A 22,551-nucleotide genomic window follows, 5' to 3' on the forward strand; every position below is an offset into this window, starting at 1 on the left:
ATTACTGCACGCAATTTACGGCATGCTGCATCACAACATGCCGTTTGATGGTGACAAGTTTTTCAAAATGAAGGCCGCTAATACGTAAATTTGGCTTGACTGAAGACAGAGTATCTACGCACTGGGCTGCTTCGCTGCCTACACGACTCGCAGCGACGATGAACGACAGTCGGTAGGGTGCGCTTGCGCACCCTACCGAAGCTGGAAATCGCGAAGCCAGACCTTTCCCCAACAACTTCTCGGCAATACCCGCAAGCGCTATAACCATTTGCGTATGCCCGTGAAAGAATCGTGAGCCAGGATACACACAGATTCAGTCACGGACATTTGGATGCTTTCATTTAAGGCTTTCGAGCAGTTTCCTGGCCTCCTCTATCTGAGGGAAGGATTTGTCAGCCTGCAGCAACCGCTCCAGCTCTGCACGTGCAGCGCCTTTATCACCCGATCGATGCAGCCCTACTGCATAGTGGTAACGAATCTCAACTGCTTCAGGCGCCAGTGAAACAGCCTTCTGCAATAACGTCACACCACGCTCGACTTCTCCCCGCTCAACCAGTATCCAGCCGAGTGTGTCCATGATGGCCGGGCTGTCCGGTGCCTGCTGGTAGGCTTTTTCTGCATATTCCACTGCAGCCGGATCTTTTTTCTGTTGATAGACCCAGGCGAGATTATTCAGTGTTGCCGCATGATCGGGATGCTGCGCCAGTACGGCCTGGTATTGTTTGATTGCCGGCGCATATTGCTGTTGCGCCAGATAGGCCCCTGCCAGATAGCTACGTGTGACCGTATCGGTTGGGTTGTCTTTCAACCATTGATTGATGCGCGTCTCTGCCTGTTTCGATTTTCCACTCTGATTCAGAGCCGCATGCAGCTTGATCAATAACTGGCTGTTTTTCTGCTTGGACAGCGCTTTATCATAGACAGCTGCCGCAGCGGCGGCGTCTTTTTGCCCCATCAACAAGTCACCTTCCATTTCGAATCCGACGGGATGATTTTCATGCAGCTTCTGGATATCGCGCGTGATGCTAAGCGCTTCCTCCAAACGATTGCTTTGGGCTGCCAGTCTGGCCTGGGCCACTTTGGCTTCCAAAAAGTCGGGCTGGATCGCAAGCGCTTTTTTCAGGGAATTTGTAGCAGCCTTGTGGTCACCCATGGCGAGATGCACTTGCGCCAACTGAAATTGCGCGGGGGCCGAATCGGGTAGTCTGGCAGCGAGTTTCTGGAAATTATCCAGTGCGGCAGGCTTGTCATCGCTCGCGAGATAAGCGCGCGCCAGTAATTCGATGATATTCAGATTATCCGGATAGGTACCCTGCAGCTTCTTGGCCAGTGTCAGCGCCTGCTTGGGCGCATTCACGCGCAAATAGTGCGCGCCCAGCTGCAAGGCAGGCTGCAATTCATCCGGATTTTCCCGCCTGGCTCGCTCCAGCCATGTGGTGGCTTCAGCCTCGTTACCCTGGGATAGCGCGAGACTGGCCAGTGCATTCATCGCCTGCAGATGCTTGGGATCCTGCTTCAGCACCGCTTCGAAGCGTTGCCGTGCGCTATCCGGATTATTTTCCTGCACATCGATTCTGGCCAGATTGGAAATTGCCGGGAAATAATCCGGCTGCAGCTTGAGTGCCTGATTGAAGCTTGCGCGCGCTTTGGTCAGATCCTTCTTGCCCAGGTAAACACCCCCTTTCAAGTTATGAAAAAGCGGGTTATCCGGTTGTTCCTTTTGCAGGGACTCCACTGCTGCCAGCGCCTTGTCATATTCGCGCAGCTGCAAATGGGTCATGACCAGCATCACGCCCGCCCGGCTGGATTGGCCTTCCAGCTGGGTGGCCATCTCCAGATCTGCAATCGCGCTTTTGCTATCGCCCTGTCCCAATTTGCTCATGGCCAGCGCGGTTTGCAGGGCCGCATTGTCTGGTGCCAGCACATCGGCCTTCTCAAAATATTCAGTGGCTTTGACGAAGTCTCCCGACCGCATGTAAGCCTCACCCGCGAGCGCATATAATTGCACATCCTGCTGAACCGCATTCAGTGCAGGCGTCAAGGTATTGACCGCCTGCTTAGCCTGATTATTTTTCAACTGGATCGATGCCATCAGCTTGATGGCATAAAGATTGTTGGGGATAGCCTTGAGATATTGAGCAACATGTTGCTCTGCCTGTGGTATGGATCCCAGCGCAAACTGCGTGGCGCCCGCCAGCAGGACACTGGGCATATGATTCGGCACAGCACCCAGTATCTGCTGCAATGATTCCTGGGCAGCCGTATGGTTACCCTGGCTGAAATCAAGCAGTGCCTGGGTATACACAGCGGATAGATCACCCGGCGCGATTTTACGGACAGTATTCAGATCAGCCTGGGCAGATTCAAATTTCTTGGCGCTGATTGCAATGGTCGCGCGGTTGACATAGGCGGAGACCGTATCGGGTTTCAGTTCTATGACTTGGTCATAATAGGCCAGGGCTTCGTCAACCTTGCCCTGGGCACGCAACAAATCGGCCTTGAACAACAGAACATCACTATTCTCAGGATTGTGGATGACGGCTTCCTCAGCGTAACGCATGGCTGATTCGACATCCTGCTGCGTGAGTGAATATCTGGCCAGCCCAATCAATGCCTCGGCAGATCCTGGCTGGTCCTGCAAGGCCTGCTCAAACAATAACCTGGCATCCACGAATTTGCCCAATGCCAGCAGAGCATTGCCGCGCAACACCAGCAGCTCGGTAAAATCGCCCTGTTCGGACAATTTCTCGGTTTCGTCCAGCAATTCCTGATATCGCCCCATACCCAACCAAGTCTGACCCAGGTCAGGCAAAACCTTGGCAGGGTCCATGCCCAGGCTCAGTGCTTTACTCAGCTCCTTTTCCGCGGACTGGATATCGCCCACCTTGTTGTAGAGCGTGCCCAGCAAGTGACGTATTTCAGGATCATTCGGACTTTGCTGCAGGGCATTTTTCAATTGTATGATAGCCGCCTTGTCGTCGCCCTGCTGCTGATACTGTACCGCTTCGGCAACAAGTGCCTGAGCATCCTTGGCCTTGCCGCAGGCAGAAAGCGAGAATACCACTATCAGCATGGAGGCAAGTAGCGTCGAAAATTTAGTTTGCGTAGTCGTTTTACCAGAGCTGCCCATTTTTACCCCTCTTGATATTTAAACACATGACTTGCGGAATGCACATTAACCTGAATGAACGACAGTCTTGATTCTGTACAACCCGAAGCATGACAGCGACATGCCCTTCATTCAGTTTCTCCGGCAGAAAAATAAAGTAGTTTCTCAGGTTTCTCAGTGTTGGAAACAAATGACTGAATTTCAGGAATAAGAACATACATGCTATTTGGAGCAATACTTGTTAGTTATATCACAATTCCAGCATCCCCGAATCACCAGAATTAACGGTTATTCCGGGCTTTGATGCTAAACTGAATATGTCATGAATCGGTTATTTTATTTTTTATCACTTATATGCTCAGTCATACATAATTGGCGAAATACACCACGTTATTCTAGTCTCCTGGAACTGTCCCGTGGCAGGTTCGAGCAGATGTCAGGCGGCTAATCTAGTACTCTAGATATCCTGGGCGATTTATCGTATTCAAGTCTATGAAGGAAATATTCTTATGCAAATAGTAGCGGTTGTGGGGTTGGGATATGTGGGGTTGCCTCTGGCTATCGAGTTTGGCAAAAAACTCGATACAATCGGTTTCGATGTTTCAGAGCATAAAATTGCGCATTATCGAAGCCATTGCGATCCCACAGGCGAAGTCTCCCCGGCCGATTTCCAGGCCGCGCAGCGATTGGCACTGACTGCCAATCCGGCCGATCTGGGCCAGGCCGATTTTATCGTTGTCGCCGTGCCGACGCCTGTCGACCTGGCGCATCAGCCCGATTTCACCGCCTTGAAACGCGCCAGCGAAACAGTCGGCAAGCACATGAAAAAAGGTGCGATTGTCGTTTACGAATCGACAGTCTACCCCGGCGCAACCGAAGAAGTGTGTATCCCCGAACTGGAACGGCATTCGGGTCTGCGCTGGAAGCAGGATTTTTTTGTCGGTTACTCACCCGAACGCATCAATCCAGGCGACAAGCAACATACCCTAACCACCATTACCAAAGTGGTTTCCGGCGATACCCCCGAGGTGCTGGACAAAGTCGCGCGCTTGTACGAAACGGTCGTCACTGCCGGGGTGCATCGTGCCTCTAGTATCAAAGTGGCCGAGGCAGCCAAGGTGATCGAAAACACCCAGCGCGATCTCAATATCGCCTTGATGAACGAGCTTGCCATCATTTTCGATAAACTGGATATCGACACCCATGAAACCTTGCAGGCAGCTGGTACCAAATGGAATTTCCTGCCATTCCGGCCGGGCCTGGTGGGGGGGCATTGCATCGGGGTCGATCCGTATTACTTGACGCACAAGGCCGAAATGGTGGGTTACATGCCGCAGGTCATCCTGTCTGGCCGCCGCATCAATGACACCATGGCCAAATATGTGGCCGAACAAACCATCAAACAGATTATTAAAGCAGGTTTCAACGTCAAGGGCGCGCAAGTCAACTTGCTGGGCTTGACATTCAAGGAGAATTGTCCGGATCTGAGAAATTCCAAGGTCGCCGATGTTATCCACGAACTGCAGGATTACGGCGTCGAGGTCCATGTGCATGATCCCGTGGCGGAAACCGAAGAAGCCAAGCATGAATACGGGGTAACACTCAAGGCTTGGGAGGATTTGCCGCAGGCACATGCCTTGATTGTGGCAGTCGCACACGAGGCATTCACTGGCAAATCATTGTCCGATATTCAGGCCAAGATGGTTGCGCAGGGTTGTTTCATCGATGTCAAATCCCAGTTCGATGCGCAAGCCATGCGTCAAGCAGGTTTCCATGTCTGGCGGCTTTGAACGCAGGGTGCGCTTGTGCCCCTTGCTGACGATGACCTATTCCAGGCTTCATGCGCTCCACTGAAAACCGCACAAAGGCAAATTTTGCAAAACCTCATCAGAAATTATCTATGACAACACGATACACTGAGACTCGACAACATTTGCAGCAAAATAGTTATTGCTGGCTGGTAACCGGTGTGGCAGGTTTCATCGGTTCGAACCTACTCGAAACCCTGCTCGGGTTGAACCAGAAAGTGGTAGGGCTGGACAATTTTTCCACCGGCCATCCCCACAACCTCGATCAGGTAAGAATGGCGGTCGGGCCTGAAGCCTGGTCAAACTTCAAGTTTATCGAGGGCGATATTCGGCAACTGGCTGATTGCCGCAAAGCCTGCGAAGGCGTTGATTTCGTCCTGCACCAGGCGGCGCTGGGGTCGGTACCGAGATCGATCGACGATCCCATTCTCGCCAACGAAAGTAATGTCTCTGGCTTTTTGAATATCCTGGTCAGCGCGCGCGACGCCAAGGTCAAGCGTTTTGTCTACGCCGCTTCCAGTTCCACCTATGGCGATCATCCGGGTTTGCCCAAGGTCGAACCCATCATTGGCCAACCGCTGTCGCCCTATGCCGTAACCAAATATGTGAATGAGTTGTATGCCGATGTATTTGCTCGCTGCTATGCTATGCAATCGATCGGCCTGCGCTATTTCAATATTTTCGGCCCTCGGCAGGATCCCAATGGCGCTTATGCTGCAGTTATCCCGCAGTGGATAGCGGCGCTGATCAGGAACCAACCGCTTTACATCAACGGAGACGGCGAGACCAGCCGGGATTTTTGTTTCGTAGAGAACGCCGTCCAGGCCAACTTGCTCGCCGCATTGACAACCCATGCCCAGGCAGTGAACCAAGTTTACAATATCGCATTGAACGCACGCACCAGCCTCAATCAGCTTTATGCCATGATGCACGACCTGCTGATTGATCGCTTTCCGCATCTCAGCAACCATCAGCCAACTTATAGAGATTTCCGCCAGGGCGATGTCCGGCATTCCCAGGCAGATATCGGCAAGGCACATGAACTGCTGGGCTACGTACCCACACACCGGATCGATCAAGGGTTGAAGCAATCGATGGACTGGTATTTACAAAATCTTTCCTGAACAGGCTTGTGGGGGTCCGAAGTCTTCGCATCGATCAAACTGGTATATGGCCGTGTTTACGCACCATGATCTGTGCCCCAAATCAAGCAAATTCGGGAGACAAATCAACTTTCTGCCACAGGCGTGTAGGGTGCACTTGTACACCGGCTTTTGTCATGCGAGGGGACTTACTGGCAGTGGCCGGTGTTTGACGGTGCGCAAGCGCACCCTACGCCTGCCCAGCAAGACATTCGCATCAAGGCCAGGCTGACGTTGGGCTGGATTGCTGCACCGCTTCCCCGGCCCGATCGATAATATGGCTAGTACTCCGTTCCGCCAAACCGCTTACATGAAATCGCGCCTTCGCCTGTCATGCGTTGTTGCAAATCCTCGCCATAGCTACGGCTATGACTGCGGTTTGCGCCTAGCCTGGCAGGCGAATCCATCGATTTCATTTGTAAGCTAATTGACGGAACGGAGTACTAGACCCAACAGGCTGCAGCCATCCAGACGCTTTTCTACGACAATGCAGCCGCCATGGACATGTCGTTGAAGAGTGGGGTCTAAAACGGACATTTCCAAAACAGCGGCTCAGATTCACACCGAGACGACCCGGATATACGGTTCGATTGTTCTCAGCAACTGCTCTATCCCCCGCAACGTGCCGGTGATTGAACTCGGGCATGTCCCGCAGGCGCCCTGATAGTGGATTTGCAGGACATTCTCCTCTAGGCCAAGCACATGCAGATCGCCGCCGTCATGCTGCAAATAAGGCCGCACTTCCTCGTCCAACAAGATATTGATGCGCTCCAGCCGCTGGCGGTCTGCCTCGCTGAGATGGGCCAACGCCTCACTGGCTGCGGCAACAGCAGCTGCCGATTCATCGGTCGCAGCCGGTGCGGCGCGAATCGGATCAGCTACGGCCCGCGCGAGGTCTTGCCAGTCGGCTTCGCCATCCTGGGTAATGGTAATCCAGCGGTCGACATAAAAAACATTGGTGACATGATCGATATCGAACAAGGCCAAGGCAAGCGGATCCTCCTCGGCTTGTTCGGCATTGTCATAAGAGCGCACAACGCCCCAGGTAAGCGGCTCTTTCAAAATGAATTTCAACGCGTTGGGATTCGGCGTCCCTTCTATTTCTGCAATTTTCGGCATAAGCTTATCAGTGATTGTTCACTGCCAGTTGTGCCGCATTGTCTTCCTCGGTTTCAGTCGAAACAGCGACAACCGAATTCATGGCGGCATGCAGCGTATGCCACGGCAAAATGGCACACTTGACCCGTGTAGGTAAATCGCGCACCCCCCCAAGGACCTTCAACCGGCCGAGATGATCAAGACTGGCCGGATCGGAGCCATTCACCACCATTTCACGAAATTCATTGACCAGCGTCTCGGCCTCCTGACGGGTCTTTCCCTTGACAGCGGCTGTCATCATCGAGCTGGAAGCTTTGCAAATCGCACAGGATTCACCATGAAAAGCAATTTGCTCGATATGCTCATCGACCATCGCGAGATCCAGTGTAATTCGATCGCCACAGAGCGGATTGTGTCCTACCGCATGGTGGGTAGGGTGATCGAGTGAGCCGTAGTTACGCGGCTTGCGGTTATGATCAAGGATGACTTCCTGATAAATGGATTTCAAACTCATAGTGCGAAGACCTTTTGTACGGATCGAATGCCTGCCACCAGGGCTTCGACCTCATCTCTGTTATTGTAAAAAGCAAATGATGCGCGGGAAGTTGCCGGCACCTTGAAGCGTTCCATGATCGGTTGCGCACAATGGTGGCCCGTGCGCACGGCAATACCTTCCTGGTTAAGCAGCGTACCGACATCATGTGGATGAATACCGTCTATGACAAACGAGATCACCGCGACTTTGTTCGAGCTGTCGCCAATGATGCGCACGCCCGGAATTGTCTGGATTTGCTCGGTTGCATAGCGCAGCAAATCATGTTCGTAAGCGGCAATGGCATCAAGGCCAATCTGATTCAGGTAATCAATTGCCGCACCAAAACCGATCGCTGCCGCAATAGGCGGCGTTCCCGCTTCAAATTTATACGGCAGCTCGTTATAAATCGTTTTCTCAAAAGTGACCGAGGCAATCATGTCGCCACCACCTTTGTAGGGCTGCATTGCTTCCAGCAGATGTGCCTTGCCATAAAGCACCCCGATCCCTGTGGGGCCGAAGAGTTTATGCGCCGAAAATGCATAAAAATCGCAGTCCAGCTTTTGCACATCAACTTTCAAATGGGGGGCGGCCTGTGCGCCATCGATCAAAACCGGAACGCCATGTTGATGCGCAATGGCAATCATTTGCTTGATCGGATTGATGGTACCAAGCGCGTTCGATACATGCGAAAGGCCGACAAAGCGAGTCTTTGAATTGAAGAGCTTTTCGTACGCCTCAACCAGCAATTCGCCGCTGTCATTGATCGGTACAACCCGAATACGGGCGCCCTTTTCCTCCGCCAGCATTTGCCAGGGTACTATGTTCGAATGATGCTCCAGGGTCGTGAGGATGATTTCATCACCGCTCTGGATGAACTTGCGGCCGTAGCCGTGCATGACTAGATTGATGCTGTCAGTTGTCCCGCTGGTGAAGATCACTTCTTTCTCTTCCCGTGCCCCCATGAAATGCTGCAATTTACGGCGCGCATTTTCATATTCTTGTGTGGCGATTTCGGAAAGATGGTGGACGGCACGATGAATATTGGCATGCTGGGTCGTCTGGTAACGCACCAGTCGATCGATAACAGCTTGCGGCATCTGGCTGGAAGCGGCATTGTCCAGATAGACGAGCGGCTTGTCACCGACGCGGATGCCGAGTATCGGGAAATCGTCGCGCAGGCGCTGCATTTCCAGTGCCGTGGGTGTTGTCTGGGGAGTAAATAATGCTTCGACGCTTTTCATAGTTCAATTGACCTGTGTGCTGGCAAGGACAAATTTCTCGAGCTGCTGTTTGAGCGAATTCACCGGAATGCGGCTGATCACTTCACCGCCAAAGGCGTAGGTCAGCAGATTGCGAGCCGCGGTATCGGACAACCCCCTGCTTTGCAAATAGAACAGTGCTTCCTTGTCGAGCTGGCCGACCGTTGCCCCATGCGCGCACTTCACATCGTCCGCAAAAATTTCAAGCTGTGGTTTAGTATCCACTCGAGCCTTGTCTGACAGCAACAGATTGCGGCTCATTTGTCTGGAATCTGTCATTTGTGCATGCGGGCGCACCATGATTTTCCCGCTGAATACCCCACGGGCACTATCATCGGCAATACATTTGTGAAGTTGCTGGCTTCTGCCGTACGGCTTGGCATGATCGATAAATGTATGCGTATCGGCCAGTTGTTTGCCGGCTATGAGCGTAAGTCCATCAATGGCACATTCCGCATTCTCGCCTGCCAGCACAATATTTTGACTGTACCGCGAGATTTGGGCACCGAGAGTCAGACTGACCGAACGATAACAAGCATCAGGCGCAATCACCGTGGTGTTGTTGGCGATGTGAAACGCCTGCCGGCTTTCGCGCTGGACACGTATATGCTGCACTTGCGCGGAACGGGCGAGATGCATTTCCATCACGGAGTTGGTCAGATAAGCGGCATCCTGCAGCGCAATGTATTCTTCGACCAGCGTCGCCCGGGCGCCTGGCTCGGCAATCACCAAACACCTCGGGTAGGTTGTCTGCTCCGGCTGCGAGGTGATAAACAAGACATGAATCGGCGCAGCCGCCGAAATATCGGCTGGAATGATAATCCCCGCACCATCATGGAGAAAGGCCGTATTCAACGCCACGAAGATGTCATCCTGAAAGTCTGCCAGCCGACCCAGGTAACGTGCCACCATGGCCGTGTGCTCGTTAGCCAGCGAAGATAGATTGCCGGCGATGACGCCACTGTCATGTTCGATACTCGACAACTCTGAGGAAAATTGACCATCGACGAACACCACCCGATACGGCACATCATCCAGTGTGTAACGCGCAATATCGTGTCCGGTTAACCTTGAGGCAACCGATGCCCGTGGAAAGGATGAATATTTAAGCGGTGTAATATCGGTAAAACGCCATTCTTCATCCCGTGTCGTGGGCAGTCTGAGCACTTCAATACGACCGGCTGCGCTGGCGCGCAGCTGATCGAGCCAAGAGGTGACAGGCATGGCGGAAGCAGCCGCCTCCGCTTTCCAGGAGGCAATCAGCTGCGCGAGATAATCGTCTTTGATCACTGAACTCATAATTGCGTCCCTACCGCACGCCCCGCCTCGCTATGCAGCCAGTCATAGCCATGGGTTTCAAGCGCAAGTGCCAGCTCTTTGCCACTCGTTTTGATGATGCGCCCCGCCTCCATCACATGCACATAATCGGGAACGATATAATCCAGCAGACGCTGATAATGCGTCACCAAAATGATCGCGTTATCCTTGTTGGCAAGTCGATTCACGCCACTTGCCACGACTTTGAGTGCATCGATATCGAGACCGGAGTCGGTTTCATCCAGAATGGCCAGCCTCGGCTCCAGCAGGGCCATTTGCAGAATCTCGTTACGTTTCTTTTCACCACCGGAGAAACCTTCATTGACACTCCGATCGAGGAAATCCGGCTTCATTTCAAGCCATTTCATCTTTTCACGCACAAAATCATCGAATTCCAAGGGATCGAGCTCTTCCTTGCCCCGTTGCGCTTGCACAGTATTGTACGCCAGTCGCAGAAACTGGTCATTGGCGACCCCGGGAATTTCGGTCGGATACTGAAATGCGAGAAACACACCGGCGCGTGCCCGTTCCTCCGGTGCCAGGCTGGATAGATCCTGGCCATCGAGATGGACTGTACCTTTGGTCATCTCATAAGCCGGATGGCCTGCCAGCACCTTGGCAAAAGTGCTTTTGCCCGAACCATTCAATCCCATGATGGCATGAATCTCGCCGCTTTTGACGGTGAAATTCACACCCTTGAGGATCTCCGTTCCATCGACGGTTGCATGCAAGTCATGAACTTCCAGCAATACTTTACTGTTCGGGTCTATCATCCCACACTCCCTTCCAGCTTGAAGCTGAGTAATTTTGTCGCTTCCACCGCGAATTCCAATGGCAATTGCTGAAAGACTTCTTTGCAGAAACCATTGATGATCATCGATACCGCCTCTTCGGCATCGATGCCACGCTGGGCGAAATAAAACAATTGGTCTTCACCGATCTTGGAAGTCGACGCTTCATGTTCGACCTGCGCGCTGTTGTTCTGTACTTGAATATAGGGAAACGTATGCGCACCGCACTGACTGCCGATCAACATTGAATCACACTGCGAATAATTGCGGGCATTGGTTGCTGTGGGCGCGATTCTTACCAACCCACGATAACTGCTATTGGATTGACCGGCCGAGATACCCTTGCTGACAATGGTGCTGCGTGTATTCGGGCCGATATGGATCATTTTGGTGCCCGTATCTGCCTGCTGATGATGATTGGTGACGGCCACTGAATAGAATTCCCCCACGGAATTCTCGCCGCGCAGGATACATGAAGGATACTTCCATGTAATTGCGGAACCGGTTTCTACCTGGGTCCAGGAAATGCGCGAGTTCCTGCCTTTTGCCAGGCCACGCTTGGTGACGAAATTATAGATACCGCCCACGCCATTCTCATCGCCAGCATACCAATTCTGTACCGTCGAATACTTGATGTCGGCGTTATCCAGTGCGACCAATTCGACCACTGCCGCATGCAGTTGATTGGTATCAAATTGAGGCGCGGTGCAGCCTTCCAGATAGGAGACGGATGCGCCTTCCTCCGCGATGATCAGGGTACGCTCGAACTGCCCGGATTCCTGGGTATTGATCCGGAAATAAGTGGATAGATCCATTGGGCATTTGACGCCCTTTGGAATATAGCAGAAAGACCCGTCCGTAAAGACGGCAGAGTTAAGCGCCGCATAAAAATTATCTCCTGGCGGCACAACCGTACCCAGATACTGCTTGATCAGCTCAGGGTGATGCTGAACCGCTTCGGAAATGGAACAGAAGATGATGCCGACTTCAGCCAGTTTTTCCTTGTAGGTCGTGGCAACCGAAACGCTATCAAAAATGACGTCAACAGCGACTCCGGCCAATGCGGCCCGTTCATGCATGGGCACACCCAGTTTTTCGAAGGTGCGCAGCAATTCGGGATCCACTTCATCCATACTGGCCAGCTTTTTCTTCGGTTTGGGGGCAGAATAATAGCTGATAGCCTGAAAATCGATTTTGGGATGCTTGACATTCTGCCAAGTCGGCTCGGTCATCCCCAGCCACCGCTGGTAGGCCTCCAGCCTGAAAGCCAGCAACCATTCAGGCTCTTTCTTTTTGGAAGAAATCAGTCGGATGACATCCTCATTCAGACCCTTGGGCGCAATATCCGCTTCGATGTTGGTGACAAAGCCGTGCTTATATGGTTGATTAACCAAATGTTGTAATGCAGCACTCATTTTTATAATTCCTGATTTTGTTCCTGCGTTTTAAGGCTGAAACTCTCTCCACAGCCGCAAGTATTATCAATGTTCGGATTGATGAATCTGAAAGTACTGTTCAGGCCTTCCTGAACATAATCAATTTCGGATCCATCAAAAAAGGACAGATGATCCTGCTTGACCACGACCTTGGCGCCGCGTGACTCGAACAGCTGATCATCAGCCTGTATTTCATCTGCATAATCGAAAAGATAGGCAAACCCTGAACAACCGGACTTTTTAATTCCCAGTCGCAGAGCAAGCCCCTTACCCCGTTTGGTCAGCTGCTGCCGAATCTGGCAGGCTGCGCGTTCTGTCAAAGTAATTGCCATGGTTCTGCCTTTCATGGATTGCCAATCAGAATGCCGCTTCCCGCATATCGTACAGCTTGACCACGGCCTGTTCGCGTTGTAGCTCGCGTTGGTTCTGCTCATCCACCAGACGCTGCAGCGTGACATGCCCGAGATAATCGAATATGATTTCGTTGAGCTTGGCCCAAAGATCGTGGGTCATGCATTTGCTGTCGCCAAGACAGTTTTCTTTGCCGCCACACTGGGTGCTGTCGATCGGTTCATCCACGGCCAGAATAATGTCCGCCACGGACACTTCATCCAGATCCTTGGCCAGGCAATACCCGCCTCCTGGTCCGCGCACGCTGTCAACCAGTTCGCGCTGGCGCAATTTGGCAAACAGCTGTTCAAGATAGGATAGTGAAATTTTCTGCCGCTGGCTGATATCGGCCAACGCGACCGGGCCGCTGCCATGCCGCATTGCGATATCCAACAGTGCCGTTACCGCAAATCGTCCTTTTGTTGTCAATCTCATTACAATTCCTTAGTACAATAGAGCGGTTAAAAAGTATTTCCGATAATTTTGGTCAACTATATAATACCTGACAATATTAGTCAACTTTAGTGGTCCATAAACTGCCTGCATGCGTCACTAAATAATTCCAATAAACAATGAATTCCAATCCGTCAAAATACCGCTTCGCATCCACTGGATCAAAAAAAACCAAGTCTCGCCCGCTTCCTGCAATGCTCGCTGCACTGCTGTTATGTGCTTTGCTTGCTGCATGTTCCAAAGACAGCACAAACCGGAATGAATTCCCTGAAACGGATCAGGCACTGCCAGTAAGCGTTGTCAGAGTCAACCCAGTCAACGCACCGAGAATGACCGAAACGGTTGGCCAAACGGAAGGCGCGAAAGAAGTGGAAGTGCGCCCGCGCGTCGGCGGCATTCTGCTCAAACATTTGTATGAGGAAGGCGAAAGTGTCCAGGCGAATCAAGCACTGTTTCTGATTGACCCGGAACCGTTCCAGATTGCACTGGCACAGGCACGCGCCAGACTCTCCGAGCAACAGGCACGCGTGACAGATGCCGAACTGGAAGAGGCGCGCCTGAAAAGACTGGTCGCTGAGAACTTTGTCAGTCAGCGCATGTATGATAATGCCGTGGCAAGTCTTGCCATCGAACGGGCGGGCATGGGGGCCGCGCGCGAGCAGGTCAGGCAGGCGCAACTCAACCTCTCCTATACCAAGGTGGTGGCCCCGGTCGGCGGATCGTCGGGTCGGGCCCAGTTTTCTGAAGGCTCGCTGGTCGAAGCGCAGAATAGCTTGTTGACCACCATCCACCAGGTGTCACCCGTGTGGGTGCGCTTCAGTCTTTCCGATCATGATCTGACAAGGCTGGGAGGCTACCTCACCGAGCAAAACGTCCAGCTTGTCCAGGTCATTCTGCCGGATGGCAGCGAATATCCGCTGTCCGGCAAAATCAATTTTGCTGCCAGTTATATTGACCCCGTACTCGGCACGCAACAGTTGCGCGCAACTTTCGAGAATCCGGACAAGCGCCTACTACCCGGCCAATTTGTGCGCGTCAGAATCAAGACCGGCGAATACCAGAACGTGTTTGTCGTGCCCCAACCAGCCGTGCTGGCCTCGGATCTCGGCAAATACGTTTATGTCGTGAACGAACAAAACGAGGCTACCATACGCTCCGTCCAGGCAGGCGAATGGACGGGCAGGGACTGGGTCATTCTGGATGGACTCATGTCAGGCGACCGAGTAATCGTGGACAACCTGATCAAACTACAGCCCGGGCTGATTGTTGCGCCACAGGAAGCGACTGACGCACCCGGGCACGCGGCGCTCTAAAAACCGGCCCAGGCCCAATCCACCCACTTCTTCATTTGTTTGAATCATGAGCCGTTTTTTTATCACACGCCCCATTTTTGCCTCGGTTTTATCAATTTTGATCGTACTCGCCGGGATTGCGGCCGTTTTGCAATTACCGATCGCACAATATCCTCAAATCACGCCGCCAACCGTACTGATTACCGCTACTTTTCCCGGCGCCAATGCCGAAACACTGGCCAGAACCGTTGCTGCGCCGATTGAACAGGAACTCAGCGGCATCGAGGGGCTGCTCTATTTCGATTCCAGCGCGGATTCGAGCGGCACGCTCACCATCACGACCACATTTGAAATCGGCACTGACCTTGACCAAGCCACATTCAACGTCAGCAACCGCATGAATATCGCCCTGCCACGCTTGCCTGAAGAAGTGCGTCGCACGGGGGTCATCGTGCAAAAGCGCTCCAACGATATTCTGCTTGTGTTAATGCTGACTTCAAACAATGAAAACCATACCCCACTATTCCTGAGCAATTACGTCACCACCAATATTCTCGATGAACTGAAACGCACACCGGGCGTCGGCGAAGCGAGAGTTTTCGGCGCCCAGGATTATTCTATGCGCATCTGGATCCGGCCCGATCGCATGGCACAGCTGGGTGTGACCACCAGCGATATTGTCGATGCCATACGCACACAAAATTCACAATATGCGGTGGGAAAAATAGGTCAGGAACCGGCATTGCCGGATCAGCAGCTGGTCTATACGGTCACTGCCAAGGGACGCCTGTTGAAACCCGAAGAATTCGGCAACATCATATTGCGTGCGGATGGCCCGCGTGGCGTGCTGCTGCTCAAGGATGTCGCACGCATCGAGCTTGGCCCCCAGGACTATGACATCCGGACTTTTCTGGATGGCGAACCCGGCGTGGGCATTCCCATTTTCTTGCGGCCGGGATCGAATGCCCTGGACACCGCCGAGGCTATCAAAACAAAAATAGCCAAGCTGGAGCAAGGCTTTCCGGAAGGCGTGGTATACAGCATACCCTACGATACCAGCGACTTTGTCAAGGAATCGATCTGGGAGGTGTTCAAAACCCTGGGTGAGGCGATGATCCTGGTCATCATCGTCGTCTACCTGTTTCTACAAAGCTGGCGCGCAGCCTTGATTCCGATTATCGCCGTCCCGATTTCTCTGATAGGTACCTTCGCAGGCCTGTGGCTGCTCGGTTTCTCTATCAACACCATGACATTGTTCGCGATGGTGCTCTCCATCGGAATCGTTGTCGACGACGCCATCGTGGTGCTGGAAAATGTCGAGCGGTTGATCTCGCAGGAAAAACTCCCCCCCCTCGAGGCAGCCATCAAGGCCATGCGTCAGGTTTCAGGCGCTGTGATAGCCATGACCCTGGTCCTGGTCGCTGTCTTTCTGCCAGTGGCGTTCATTGGCGGGATCGCAGGCGAACTCTACCGGCAGTTTGCAGTCACCGTGGCGGTGGCGGGCGTGCTGTCCGGCGTGGTCGCTTTGACCCTATCGCCGGCTTTATGTGCAATTTTGCTCAAATCCACACACACCGACACAAAATTTTTCCGCTTATTCAATCGCGGGTTTGATTCGATCCGGAATGTCTATGTGGGCCTGGTCAATAAAAGCCTGCATCATGCCTTCATCAGCGCGCTCATTTTTCTGGCATTTGTAGGGACTGTTCTGTATCTGGCAAATATTATCCCTAAGGGCTTTGTTCCGCCAGAAGACCAAGGGTACGTTATCACCGAGATCATCCTGCCAGATAGCACCACATTGACCAGAACGATCCAGACCACCGAGGCTGTGCGAACTCAAATGGCACAAAACCCAGCCGTTGCTCACCAGTTTGCGGTCAATGGCTTCGACCTGATCGGCGGTGGCAACAAAACCAACGTGGCCACCATGTTTGTCCGCATGACGGACTGGTCGGACAGAAGCGCGACGGCGGACGATATCGTACAGGAGCTGTTCGGAGTCGGCGCACAACGCTCGGATGGATTGGTCATCGCTTTCAACCCGCCGGCCATTCGCGGCCTGGGCAGCACCGGCGGGTTTGAAGCATATATCCAGACGCTTGCCGTATCAGATCCATTGGTGCTGTCCGAGATCGTCTCCGATTTCATGGACAAGCTCCGGGCAGATCCGGTAATCGCCTCGGTCAATACCTTCTTTCGTCCGAATGTCCCGCAACTGTTTGTGGAAGTCGATGAAGCCAAAGCAATTTCACAGGGCATAGCCATTGGCGACATATACGCCACATTGCAAAGTACGATGGGCGCATTCTATATCAATGATTTCAACCGTACCGGCCGCACCTACCGGGTCCAGTTGCAGGCTGATGCGCCCTACCGCATGAAACCGGAAGATCTGGGTAACGCTTATGTCCGCGCGGCATCCGGTGCCATGGTGCCGTTATCCGCAATCAGCAAGGTACACCATATCATTGGCGCAGAGCAGTTAGAACGTTTCAATGGCTTGCTGTCGGCGAAGATACTGGGTGAAGGTATTCCCGGCGCAAGCTCGGGCGAAGTGATCGAACGGGTCGAAGCGCTCGCCGCCGAATTTCTCCCGAGCGGCTACCAACTGGCCTGGACCGGCAAGGCATTCCAGGAAAAGCAAACAGGCGCGGCCGCTGTGCTCGCTTTCAGCCTTGCCATTGTGATGGTATTCTTGATTCTTGCGGCCCAATACGAAACTTGGGCATTGCCGCTGGCGGTTATCATGGCCGTGCCATTCGCGGTCGCTGGCGCCTTGATTGCTGTCCTGCTGCGCGACATGCCGAACGACATTTATTTTCAAATTGGGATGGTCACGCTGATTGGTTTGGCTGCCAAGAATGCTATATTACTGGTTGAGTTTGCCAAGCAAAAAATGATGGAAGGCGTGCCGACCTTTGAGGCCGCCATTCAATCGGCCCGGCTGCGTTTCCGGCCTATCGTCATGACCTCGATGGCATTCATTCTGGGTGTCGTCCCGCTGGTGATCGCCACCGGTGCGGGTTCGGCTGCGCGCCAATCGATGGGCACCGGGGTATTCGGTGGGATGATCCTCGCGGCATTCATCGCGCCCATTTTCGTGCCCTTGTTCTTTTCCTGGCTAGCCGGCAAGAAACGCGCGCCCGCCAAGGAAAAGGCATGACGGACATAACGATCAGCCATGGCGCAGGCATCGGCCCAACCGAAACTGCCCCAGCCCGGCCGAATGTCCGAAAAAAACGTTTCACCCCTTAAGCTGAACATGGGCATGTTTACCGCATCCCTGGCAGCACAACCACTGAATAGAATGATATAGCTGTGCAACCAGGCTGCGCTTGTCATGCGGCTTGAAAACTGCACATGCTAGCCCGTCCACCAACCAAGATTTCCAGGTTTAAGAAACCTGATGTGCGAGGTATAATGAGATTTTTGCAGATTTTCATGAAACGACTCATCTTCTTTCTGCTTTTCCAATTGACAGCATGGCCGGCCTTTGCGCAACAGCCCGAGCTATCTCTGGCCGCCAAATCTTTTGTTTTGAGCGATTTCCACAGCGGCCAGGTGCTTGCCAGCCATAACCCGCACGAACGGCTGGATCCGGCTTCACTGACCAAGTTGATGACCGCCTATGTGGTATTCTCCGCCATCAAGCAAGAACGCATAGCGCTTGAGCAGGTGGTGCCCGTCTCGAAGAAATCCTGGCGCATGGTCGGGTCGCGCATGTTCATCGAGCCCAACAAACGAGTCACCGTCAATGAGCTGATTCACGGCATGATCGTCCAATCCGGCAATGATGCCTGTGTCGCCCTAGCGGAAATGATCGCAGGCTCGGAAGATATGTTCGCGCATATGATGAACGAGGAAGCGAAGCGCTTGAAAATGCACAATACGCATTTCACCAACTCGACCGGATTGACGCATCCCGAGCACTACAGCACGGCACATGACCTGACACTGCTTGCATCGGCCATTATCCGGGATTTCCCTGAATTCTACCCGTTCTATTCGTTGAAGGAGTATACCTATAACGGCATTACCCAGCCCAACCGGAACCGGTTGCTATGGACCGATCCCAACGTGGATGGCATGAAAACCGGCTGGACCGAAGCCGCGGGCTATTGCCTGATCACATCCGCCCAGCGGGATCACCGCCGGCTGATTTCTGTTGTCATGGGCACCGCCTCACCCAATGCCCGCAGCATCGAGAGCCAACGCTTACTGAATTATGGTTTCCAGTTCTTCGATACTGCCCACCCTTACAAGAAACATCAAACCGTGGCCAACGTCCAGATCTGGAAAGGTGCCCAGAACAAACTCAAGGTGGGCTTCGACCGGGATATCTATTTCTCACTCCCGCGGGGCAAGGTCGACAAGCTCAAGGCCAGGATGGAATACCGGCAGCCGCTTGTCGCGCCGATCGGTCAAGGACAAGAAATCGGTGCAGTCAGATTTGTTCTGGATGGCGAGGAAATTGCTTCTTATCCGTTGATTGCGCTTGAAGCTGTCGAGGCTGCCGGTTTCTTTGGACGAACCTGGGACAACCTGAAGATGTGGCTCAATTAACGCGTATTGGCATTTATGATTTATCTCAATGGAAAGTTTCTGCCCATCGAACAGGCTTATATCCCGGTCCTGGATCGCGGCTTTATTTTTGGCGACGGTGTTTACGAGGTCATCCCCGTCTATTCACGCAAACCCTTCCGGCTCTCTGAACACCTGACCCGCTTGCAACATAGCCTGGATGGGATTCGCCTCAACAACCCCCATTCCGAACTACAGTGGAGTCAGCTGATCGCACGCATCATTGCGCACAATGAAGGCGAAGACCAATATCTTTATCTGCATATCACCCGCGGTGTCGCCAAACGGGATCATGCCTTTCCGCTGGGCGTGCCGCCGACCGTCTTCATCATGAGCACCCCATTGCCGCCACCGCCCCAGGCATTGCTCGCGAGTGGTGTACCAGCCATCACGGCACAGGATAATCGCTGGGGCCGCTGCGACATCAAAGCCATTTCCCTGCTGCCCAATGTGCTGCTGCGTCAGCTGGCCATCGATGCACGCACCATGGAAACCATTCTGCTGCGTGACGGGCTGCTGACCGAGGGCGCGGCCAGCAATATTTTTATCGTCAAGGATGATGTGTTGCTGGCCCCGCCCAAAGACCATCGGATGTTGCCTGGCATCACCTATGATGTCGTACTGGAGTTGGCCGAGACTCATGCCATTCCACATGCCGTAAGAGAGATTTCTGAAGCCGAGCTACGCTCTGCCCAGGAAATCATGCTGACCTCTTCCACCAAAGAAATCCTGGCGATCACCCAGCTGGATGGCGAACCGGTCGGAGACGCCAGGCCCGGCCCGGTATTTCAGCAGCTCAATCAGCATTATCAAGCCTATAAGGCGACCATGATGCGGGGTCAACCCGCCCTCTCCTGAGCAGGCCCGGCATGACGGAAGAACCTTCTTTGATAGAATACCCTTGTAATTTTCCTATAAAAATCATGGGAAAATCACACCAGGGGTTCACCCAGGAAATATTGACCATCGTGAAAACCCATGCACCGGATTTTGACGACACCACTGTGGAAGTGCGGGTCAGCAGAAATGGCGCCTATCTGAGCCTGACCTGTATCATTTGCGCCACTTCACGCACGCAACTGGACGCGCTCTATCAGGCACTGCACGATCATCCACTGGTCGTCATGCTGCTGTAGCCGGCAGGCAAACGGAAAACCTAGTACTCCGTACCGTCAATTAGCTTACAAATGAAATCGATGGATTCGCCTGCCAGGCTAGGCGCAAACCGCAGTCATAGCCGTAGCTATGGCGAGGATTTGCAACAACGCATGACAGGCGAAGGCGCGATTTCATGCAAACGGTTTGGCGGAACGGAGTACTAGGAGGCTGTCCGAGAATAGCGATCGTAGCGAGGGCGAGGCTGGTTGAGTTGGATTTTTCGATCATTTGAGGCGAATAGTCGTTCTATTTAACGAAAAGGATCGTAAAATCCGGCCAATCAGGCTCATCCGCAGTAGATCAGTCTATTCTCGGACAGCCTCATAGGCGCACCATTAAAGCCTTGCCGATTAGGCCAACCCGTTCCGGACATTGAAAGGCCCGCGTTTCTTGGATCATTATCATGGCTGTACGGGCACAGGCAGCACCATCCGGATTACCGATCATAGGGGACAAATGTCAGACCATAACCGCCTGGACCGGCATGATGACCGAAGCCGAAGTGAATCGATGAACATTCAATTCCCCGTCGTGATCAAGCCCCTCGGCCATGTGGATTATCTTGCCACCTGGCAGGCCATGCAATATTTTACGGCACAGCGGACAGCACAGACGCTTGATGAAATCTGGCTGGTGGAACACCCGTCCGTTTATACGCAAGGCATTGCCGGCAAACCCGAGCACCTGCTACAGCAGAACGGCATTCCGCTCGTCCGGACAGACCGGGGCGGGCAAATCACCTACCATGGGCCCGGTCAAGCAATCGCCTATCTATTGCTAGACCTGCGCCGCTGGCAATTAAATGTCAGGGCGCTGGTCAGAAAGATGGAAGGCGCCGTGGTAGACTTGCTGCACGCCTATCGTATCGAGGCGCAGGGCCGGACGGATGCACCGGGAGTCTATGTCGATGATGCCAAGATTGCCTCTTTAGGCTTGAAAATAAGGCATGGCTGCTGCTATCACGGTATTGCGCTCAATGTCGCGATGGATCTTGCGCCTTTTGCCGCGATCAATCCCTGTGGCTACCCAGGTTTACGCATCACTCAGACCAGCGATCTTGGCATATCCGACAGTCCGGAGATGCTAAGCACGAAACTGGCCCAGAAATTACTGGCCCGATTAACTAACCCCTAACAGAGGAAACTGATTTCTCATGACAGCTGAAACTCATCAACGCGGAGCGGCCAAAACAGCACGCAATCCGGTCAAACTCGATTTGCAACAGAGCGGCCAACCGCTGCGCAAACCGGCCTGGATTCGCGTGCGGTCATCCAACAGTCAGAAGTATCTTGAGGTCAAACGTCTGCTGCGGGAAAACAAGCTGCATACTGTCTGCGAGGAAGCCTCCTGCCCCAACATCGGTGAATGCTTCGGACGTGGCACAGCAACGTTTATGATACTCGGTGACTTGTGCACCAGGCGTTGCCCCTTTTGCGATGTTGCCCATGGCCGCCCCCATGCACCCGACCCCGACGAACCCAAACATCTGGCACATTCCATTGCTGTACTGAAACTCAACTATGTCGTAATCACCAGCGTGGATCGCGACGACCTACGAGATGGCGGCGCACAGCATTTTGCGGACTGCATTCGCGAAATACGCGCGCAATCCCCCCAGACCCGGATTGAAATTCTCGTACCGGATTTCCGTGGCCGGCTCGCAGTGGCGCTGGAGAAATTATCTGCCTGTCCGCCCGATGTCATGAACCACAATCTGGAAACGGTGCCGCGCCTATACAAACAATGCCGGCCAGGTGCGGACTACGCACATTCATTGCAATTGCTCAAGGATTTCAAATCCGCCTTTCCGGATATTCCCACCAAATCCGGTCTGATGCTCGGGCTGGGTGAAACCGATGAGGAGATTATCGATGTCATGCGCGATTTACGCGCCCATCAAGTCGACATGCTGACCGTCGGGCAGTACCTACAACCCAGCACTGGCCACTTGCCCGTTGTCCGCTTTGTCACACCGGAAGATTTCAAGAGCTTTGAACGTATCGCCCTCAATCTTGGATTCAGTCATGCCGCCTGCGGGCCGATGGTGCGCTCCAGCTACCATGCCGACCAGCAAGCGCATGAAGCCGGGATCAAGTGAGAGGTCTTGCGGGAGAAGATGCCCGTTACCCGCAAGCCGTTCCGAGAGCGTTTTGCGGGCTCGAGCTTAAAAACAGACGGC

The 22,551-nt window shown here is 53.3% G+C and carries 18 protein-coding genes; 9 read left to right on the top strand and 9 right to left on the bottom strand.

What is annotated here, in order from left to right; genetic code table 11:
* Window positions 1–337: 337 nt before the first annotated feature.
* Entirely contained in the window at window positions 338–3,130 is a 2,793-nt protein-coding gene (prsT, locus tag ABTW62_RS07095) for an XrtA/PEP-CTERM system TPR-repeat protein PrsT (RefSeq protein WP_430903898.1), read from the bottom strand.
* A 488-nt stretch (window positions 3,131–3,618) separates the two neighbouring features.
* Here prsT and ABTW62_RS07100 point away from each other — a divergent pair, with 488 nt between their 5' ends.
* Complete coding sequence (locus ABTW62_RS07100) at window positions 3,619–4,899, top strand: nucleotide sugar dehydrogenase (RefSeq protein ID WP_430903899.1); 1,281 nt, start codon at window positions 3,619–3,621, stop codon at window positions 4,897–4,899.
* A 110-nt stretch (window positions 4,900–5,009) separates the two neighbouring features.
* Entirely contained in the window at window positions 5,010–6,041 is a 1,032-nt protein-coding gene (locus ABTW62_RS07105) for an NAD-dependent epimerase/dehydratase family protein (RefSeq protein ID WP_430903900.1), read from the top strand.
* Between the two features lie 576 nt (window positions 6,042–6,617).
* On the opposite strand, the gene ABTW62_RS07110 is transcribed toward ABTW62_RS07105, so the two are convergent.
* Genes ABTW62_RS07110 through ABTW62_RS07145 form a run of 8 tightly spaced genes read right to left on the bottom strand, consistent with a single transcriptional unit; the run spans window position 6,618 to window position 13,320 of the window.
* Complete coding sequence (locus ABTW62_RS07110; protein WP_430903901.1) at window positions 6,618–7,178, bottom strand: NifU family protein; 561 nt, start codon at window positions 7,176–7,178, stop codon at window positions 6,618–6,620.
* Between the two features lie 7 nt (window positions 7,179–7,185).
* Window positions 7,186–7,671, bottom strand: a complete 486-nt coding sequence (gene sufU, locus ABTW62_RS07115; RefSeq protein WP_430903902.1) for a Fe-S cluster assembly sulfur transfer protein SufU — start codon at window positions 7,669–7,671, stop codon at window positions 7,186–7,188.
* Complete coding sequence (locus tag ABTW62_RS07120; protein ID WP_430903903.1) at window positions 7,668–8,933, bottom strand: SufS family cysteine desulfurase; 1,266 nt, start codon at window positions 8,931–8,933, stop codon at window positions 7,668–7,670. Before ABTW62_RS07120 ends, sufU begins: the two co-directional genes overlap by 4 nt.
* A gap of 3 nt (window positions 8,934–8,936) precedes the next feature.
* On the bottom strand, window positions 8,937–10,250 hold the full coding sequence (sufD, locus tag ABTW62_RS07125; RefSeq protein WP_430903904.1) for a Fe-S cluster assembly protein SufD: 1,314 nt from the start codon (window positions 10,248–10,250) through the stop codon (window positions 8,937–8,939).
* A complete protein-coding gene (gene sufC, locus ABTW62_RS07130; protein WP_430903905.1) occupies window positions 10,247–11,041 on the bottom strand; it encodes a Fe-S cluster assembly ATPase SufC in 795 nt (264 codons plus the stop codon). Before sufC ends, sufD begins: the two co-directional genes overlap by 4 nt.
* A complete protein-coding gene (gene sufB / locus ABTW62_RS07135; protein WP_430903906.1) occupies window positions 11,038–12,474 on the bottom strand; it encodes a Fe-S cluster assembly protein SufB in 1,437 nt (478 codons plus the stop codon). The genes sufC and sufB overlap by 4 nt, the downstream gene beginning before the upstream one ends.
* A 2-nt stretch (window positions 12,475–12,476) precedes the next feature.
* Window positions 12,477–12,827, bottom strand: a complete 351-nt coding sequence (locus tag ABTW62_RS07140) for a HesB/IscA family protein (protein WP_430903907.1) — start codon at window positions 12,825–12,827, stop codon at window positions 12,477–12,479.
* A gap of 25 nt (window positions 12,828–12,852) precedes the next feature.
* The gene (locus tag ABTW62_RS07145) at window positions 12,853–13,320 is read right to left on the bottom strand and encodes a Fe-S cluster assembly transcription factor (protein ID WP_090412570.1); all 468 of its coding nucleotides are present in this window, start codon (window positions 13,318–13,320) and stop codon (window positions 12,853–12,855) included.
* 137 nt (window positions 13,321–13,457) lie between these two features.
* On the opposite strand from ABTW62_RS07145, the gene ABTW62_RS07150 reads away from it, so the two are divergent.
* The 7 genes from ABTW62_RS07150 (at window position 13,458) to lipA (ending at window position 22,470) form a co-directional block, all read left to right on the top strand.
* The gene (locus tag ABTW62_RS07150; RefSeq protein ID WP_430903908.1) at window positions 13,458–14,651 is read left to right on the top strand and encodes an efflux RND transporter periplasmic adaptor subunit; all 1,194 of its coding nucleotides are present in this window, start codon (window positions 13,458–13,460) and stop codon (window positions 14,649–14,651) included.
* A gap of 46 nt (window positions 14,652–14,697) precedes the next feature.
* Window positions 14,698–17,796 carry an efflux RND transporter permease subunit gene (locus ABTW62_RS07155; protein ID WP_430903909.1) on the top strand — a complete coding sequence of 1,033 codons (3,099 nt, stop codon included), beginning with the start codon at window positions 14,698–14,700 and terminating at the stop codon, window positions 17,794–17,796.
* Window positions 17,797–18,074: 278 nt separating this feature from the next.
* Window positions 18,075–19,196 carry a D-alanyl-D-alanine carboxypeptidase family protein gene (locus ABTW62_RS07160; protein ID WP_430903910.1) on the top strand — a complete coding sequence of 374 codons (1,122 nt, stop codon included), beginning with the start codon at window positions 18,075–18,077 and terminating at the stop codon, window positions 19,194–19,196.
* 15 nt (window positions 19,197–19,211) lie between these two features.
* Window positions 19,212–20,072: a D-amino acid aminotransferase gene (locus ABTW62_RS07165; protein ID WP_430903911.1), complete on the top strand. Its 861-nt coding sequence runs from the start codon at window positions 19,212–19,214 to the stop codon at window positions 20,070–20,072.
* Between the two features lie 11 nt (window positions 20,073–20,083).
* On the top strand, window positions 20,084–20,350 hold the full coding sequence (locus ABTW62_RS07170; RefSeq protein WP_430903912.1) for a YbeD family protein: 267 nt from the start codon (window positions 20,084–20,086) through the stop codon (window positions 20,348–20,350).
* 532 nt (window positions 20,351–20,882) lie between these two features.
* Window positions 20,883–21,506, top strand: coding sequence for a lipoyl(octanoyl) transferase LipB (lipB, locus tag ABTW62_RS07175; protein ID WP_430903933.1), 624 nt, complete (start codon window positions 20,883–20,885; stop codon window positions 21,504–21,506).
* 19 nt (window positions 21,507–21,525) lie between these two features.
* Window positions 21,526–22,470 (top strand): lipoyl synthase, encoded by a 945-nt coding sequence (gene lipA, locus ABTW62_RS07180; protein WP_430903913.1) that lies wholly within the window; start codon window positions 21,526–21,528, stop codon window positions 22,468–22,470.
* Window positions 22,471–22,551: the final 81 nt, after the last annotated feature.

Source organism: Nitrosomonas sp. ANs5 (assembly GCF_050584665.1).
Lineage (GTDB): Bacteria > Pseudomonadota > Gammaproteobacteria > Burkholderiales > Nitrosomonadaceae > Nitrosomonas.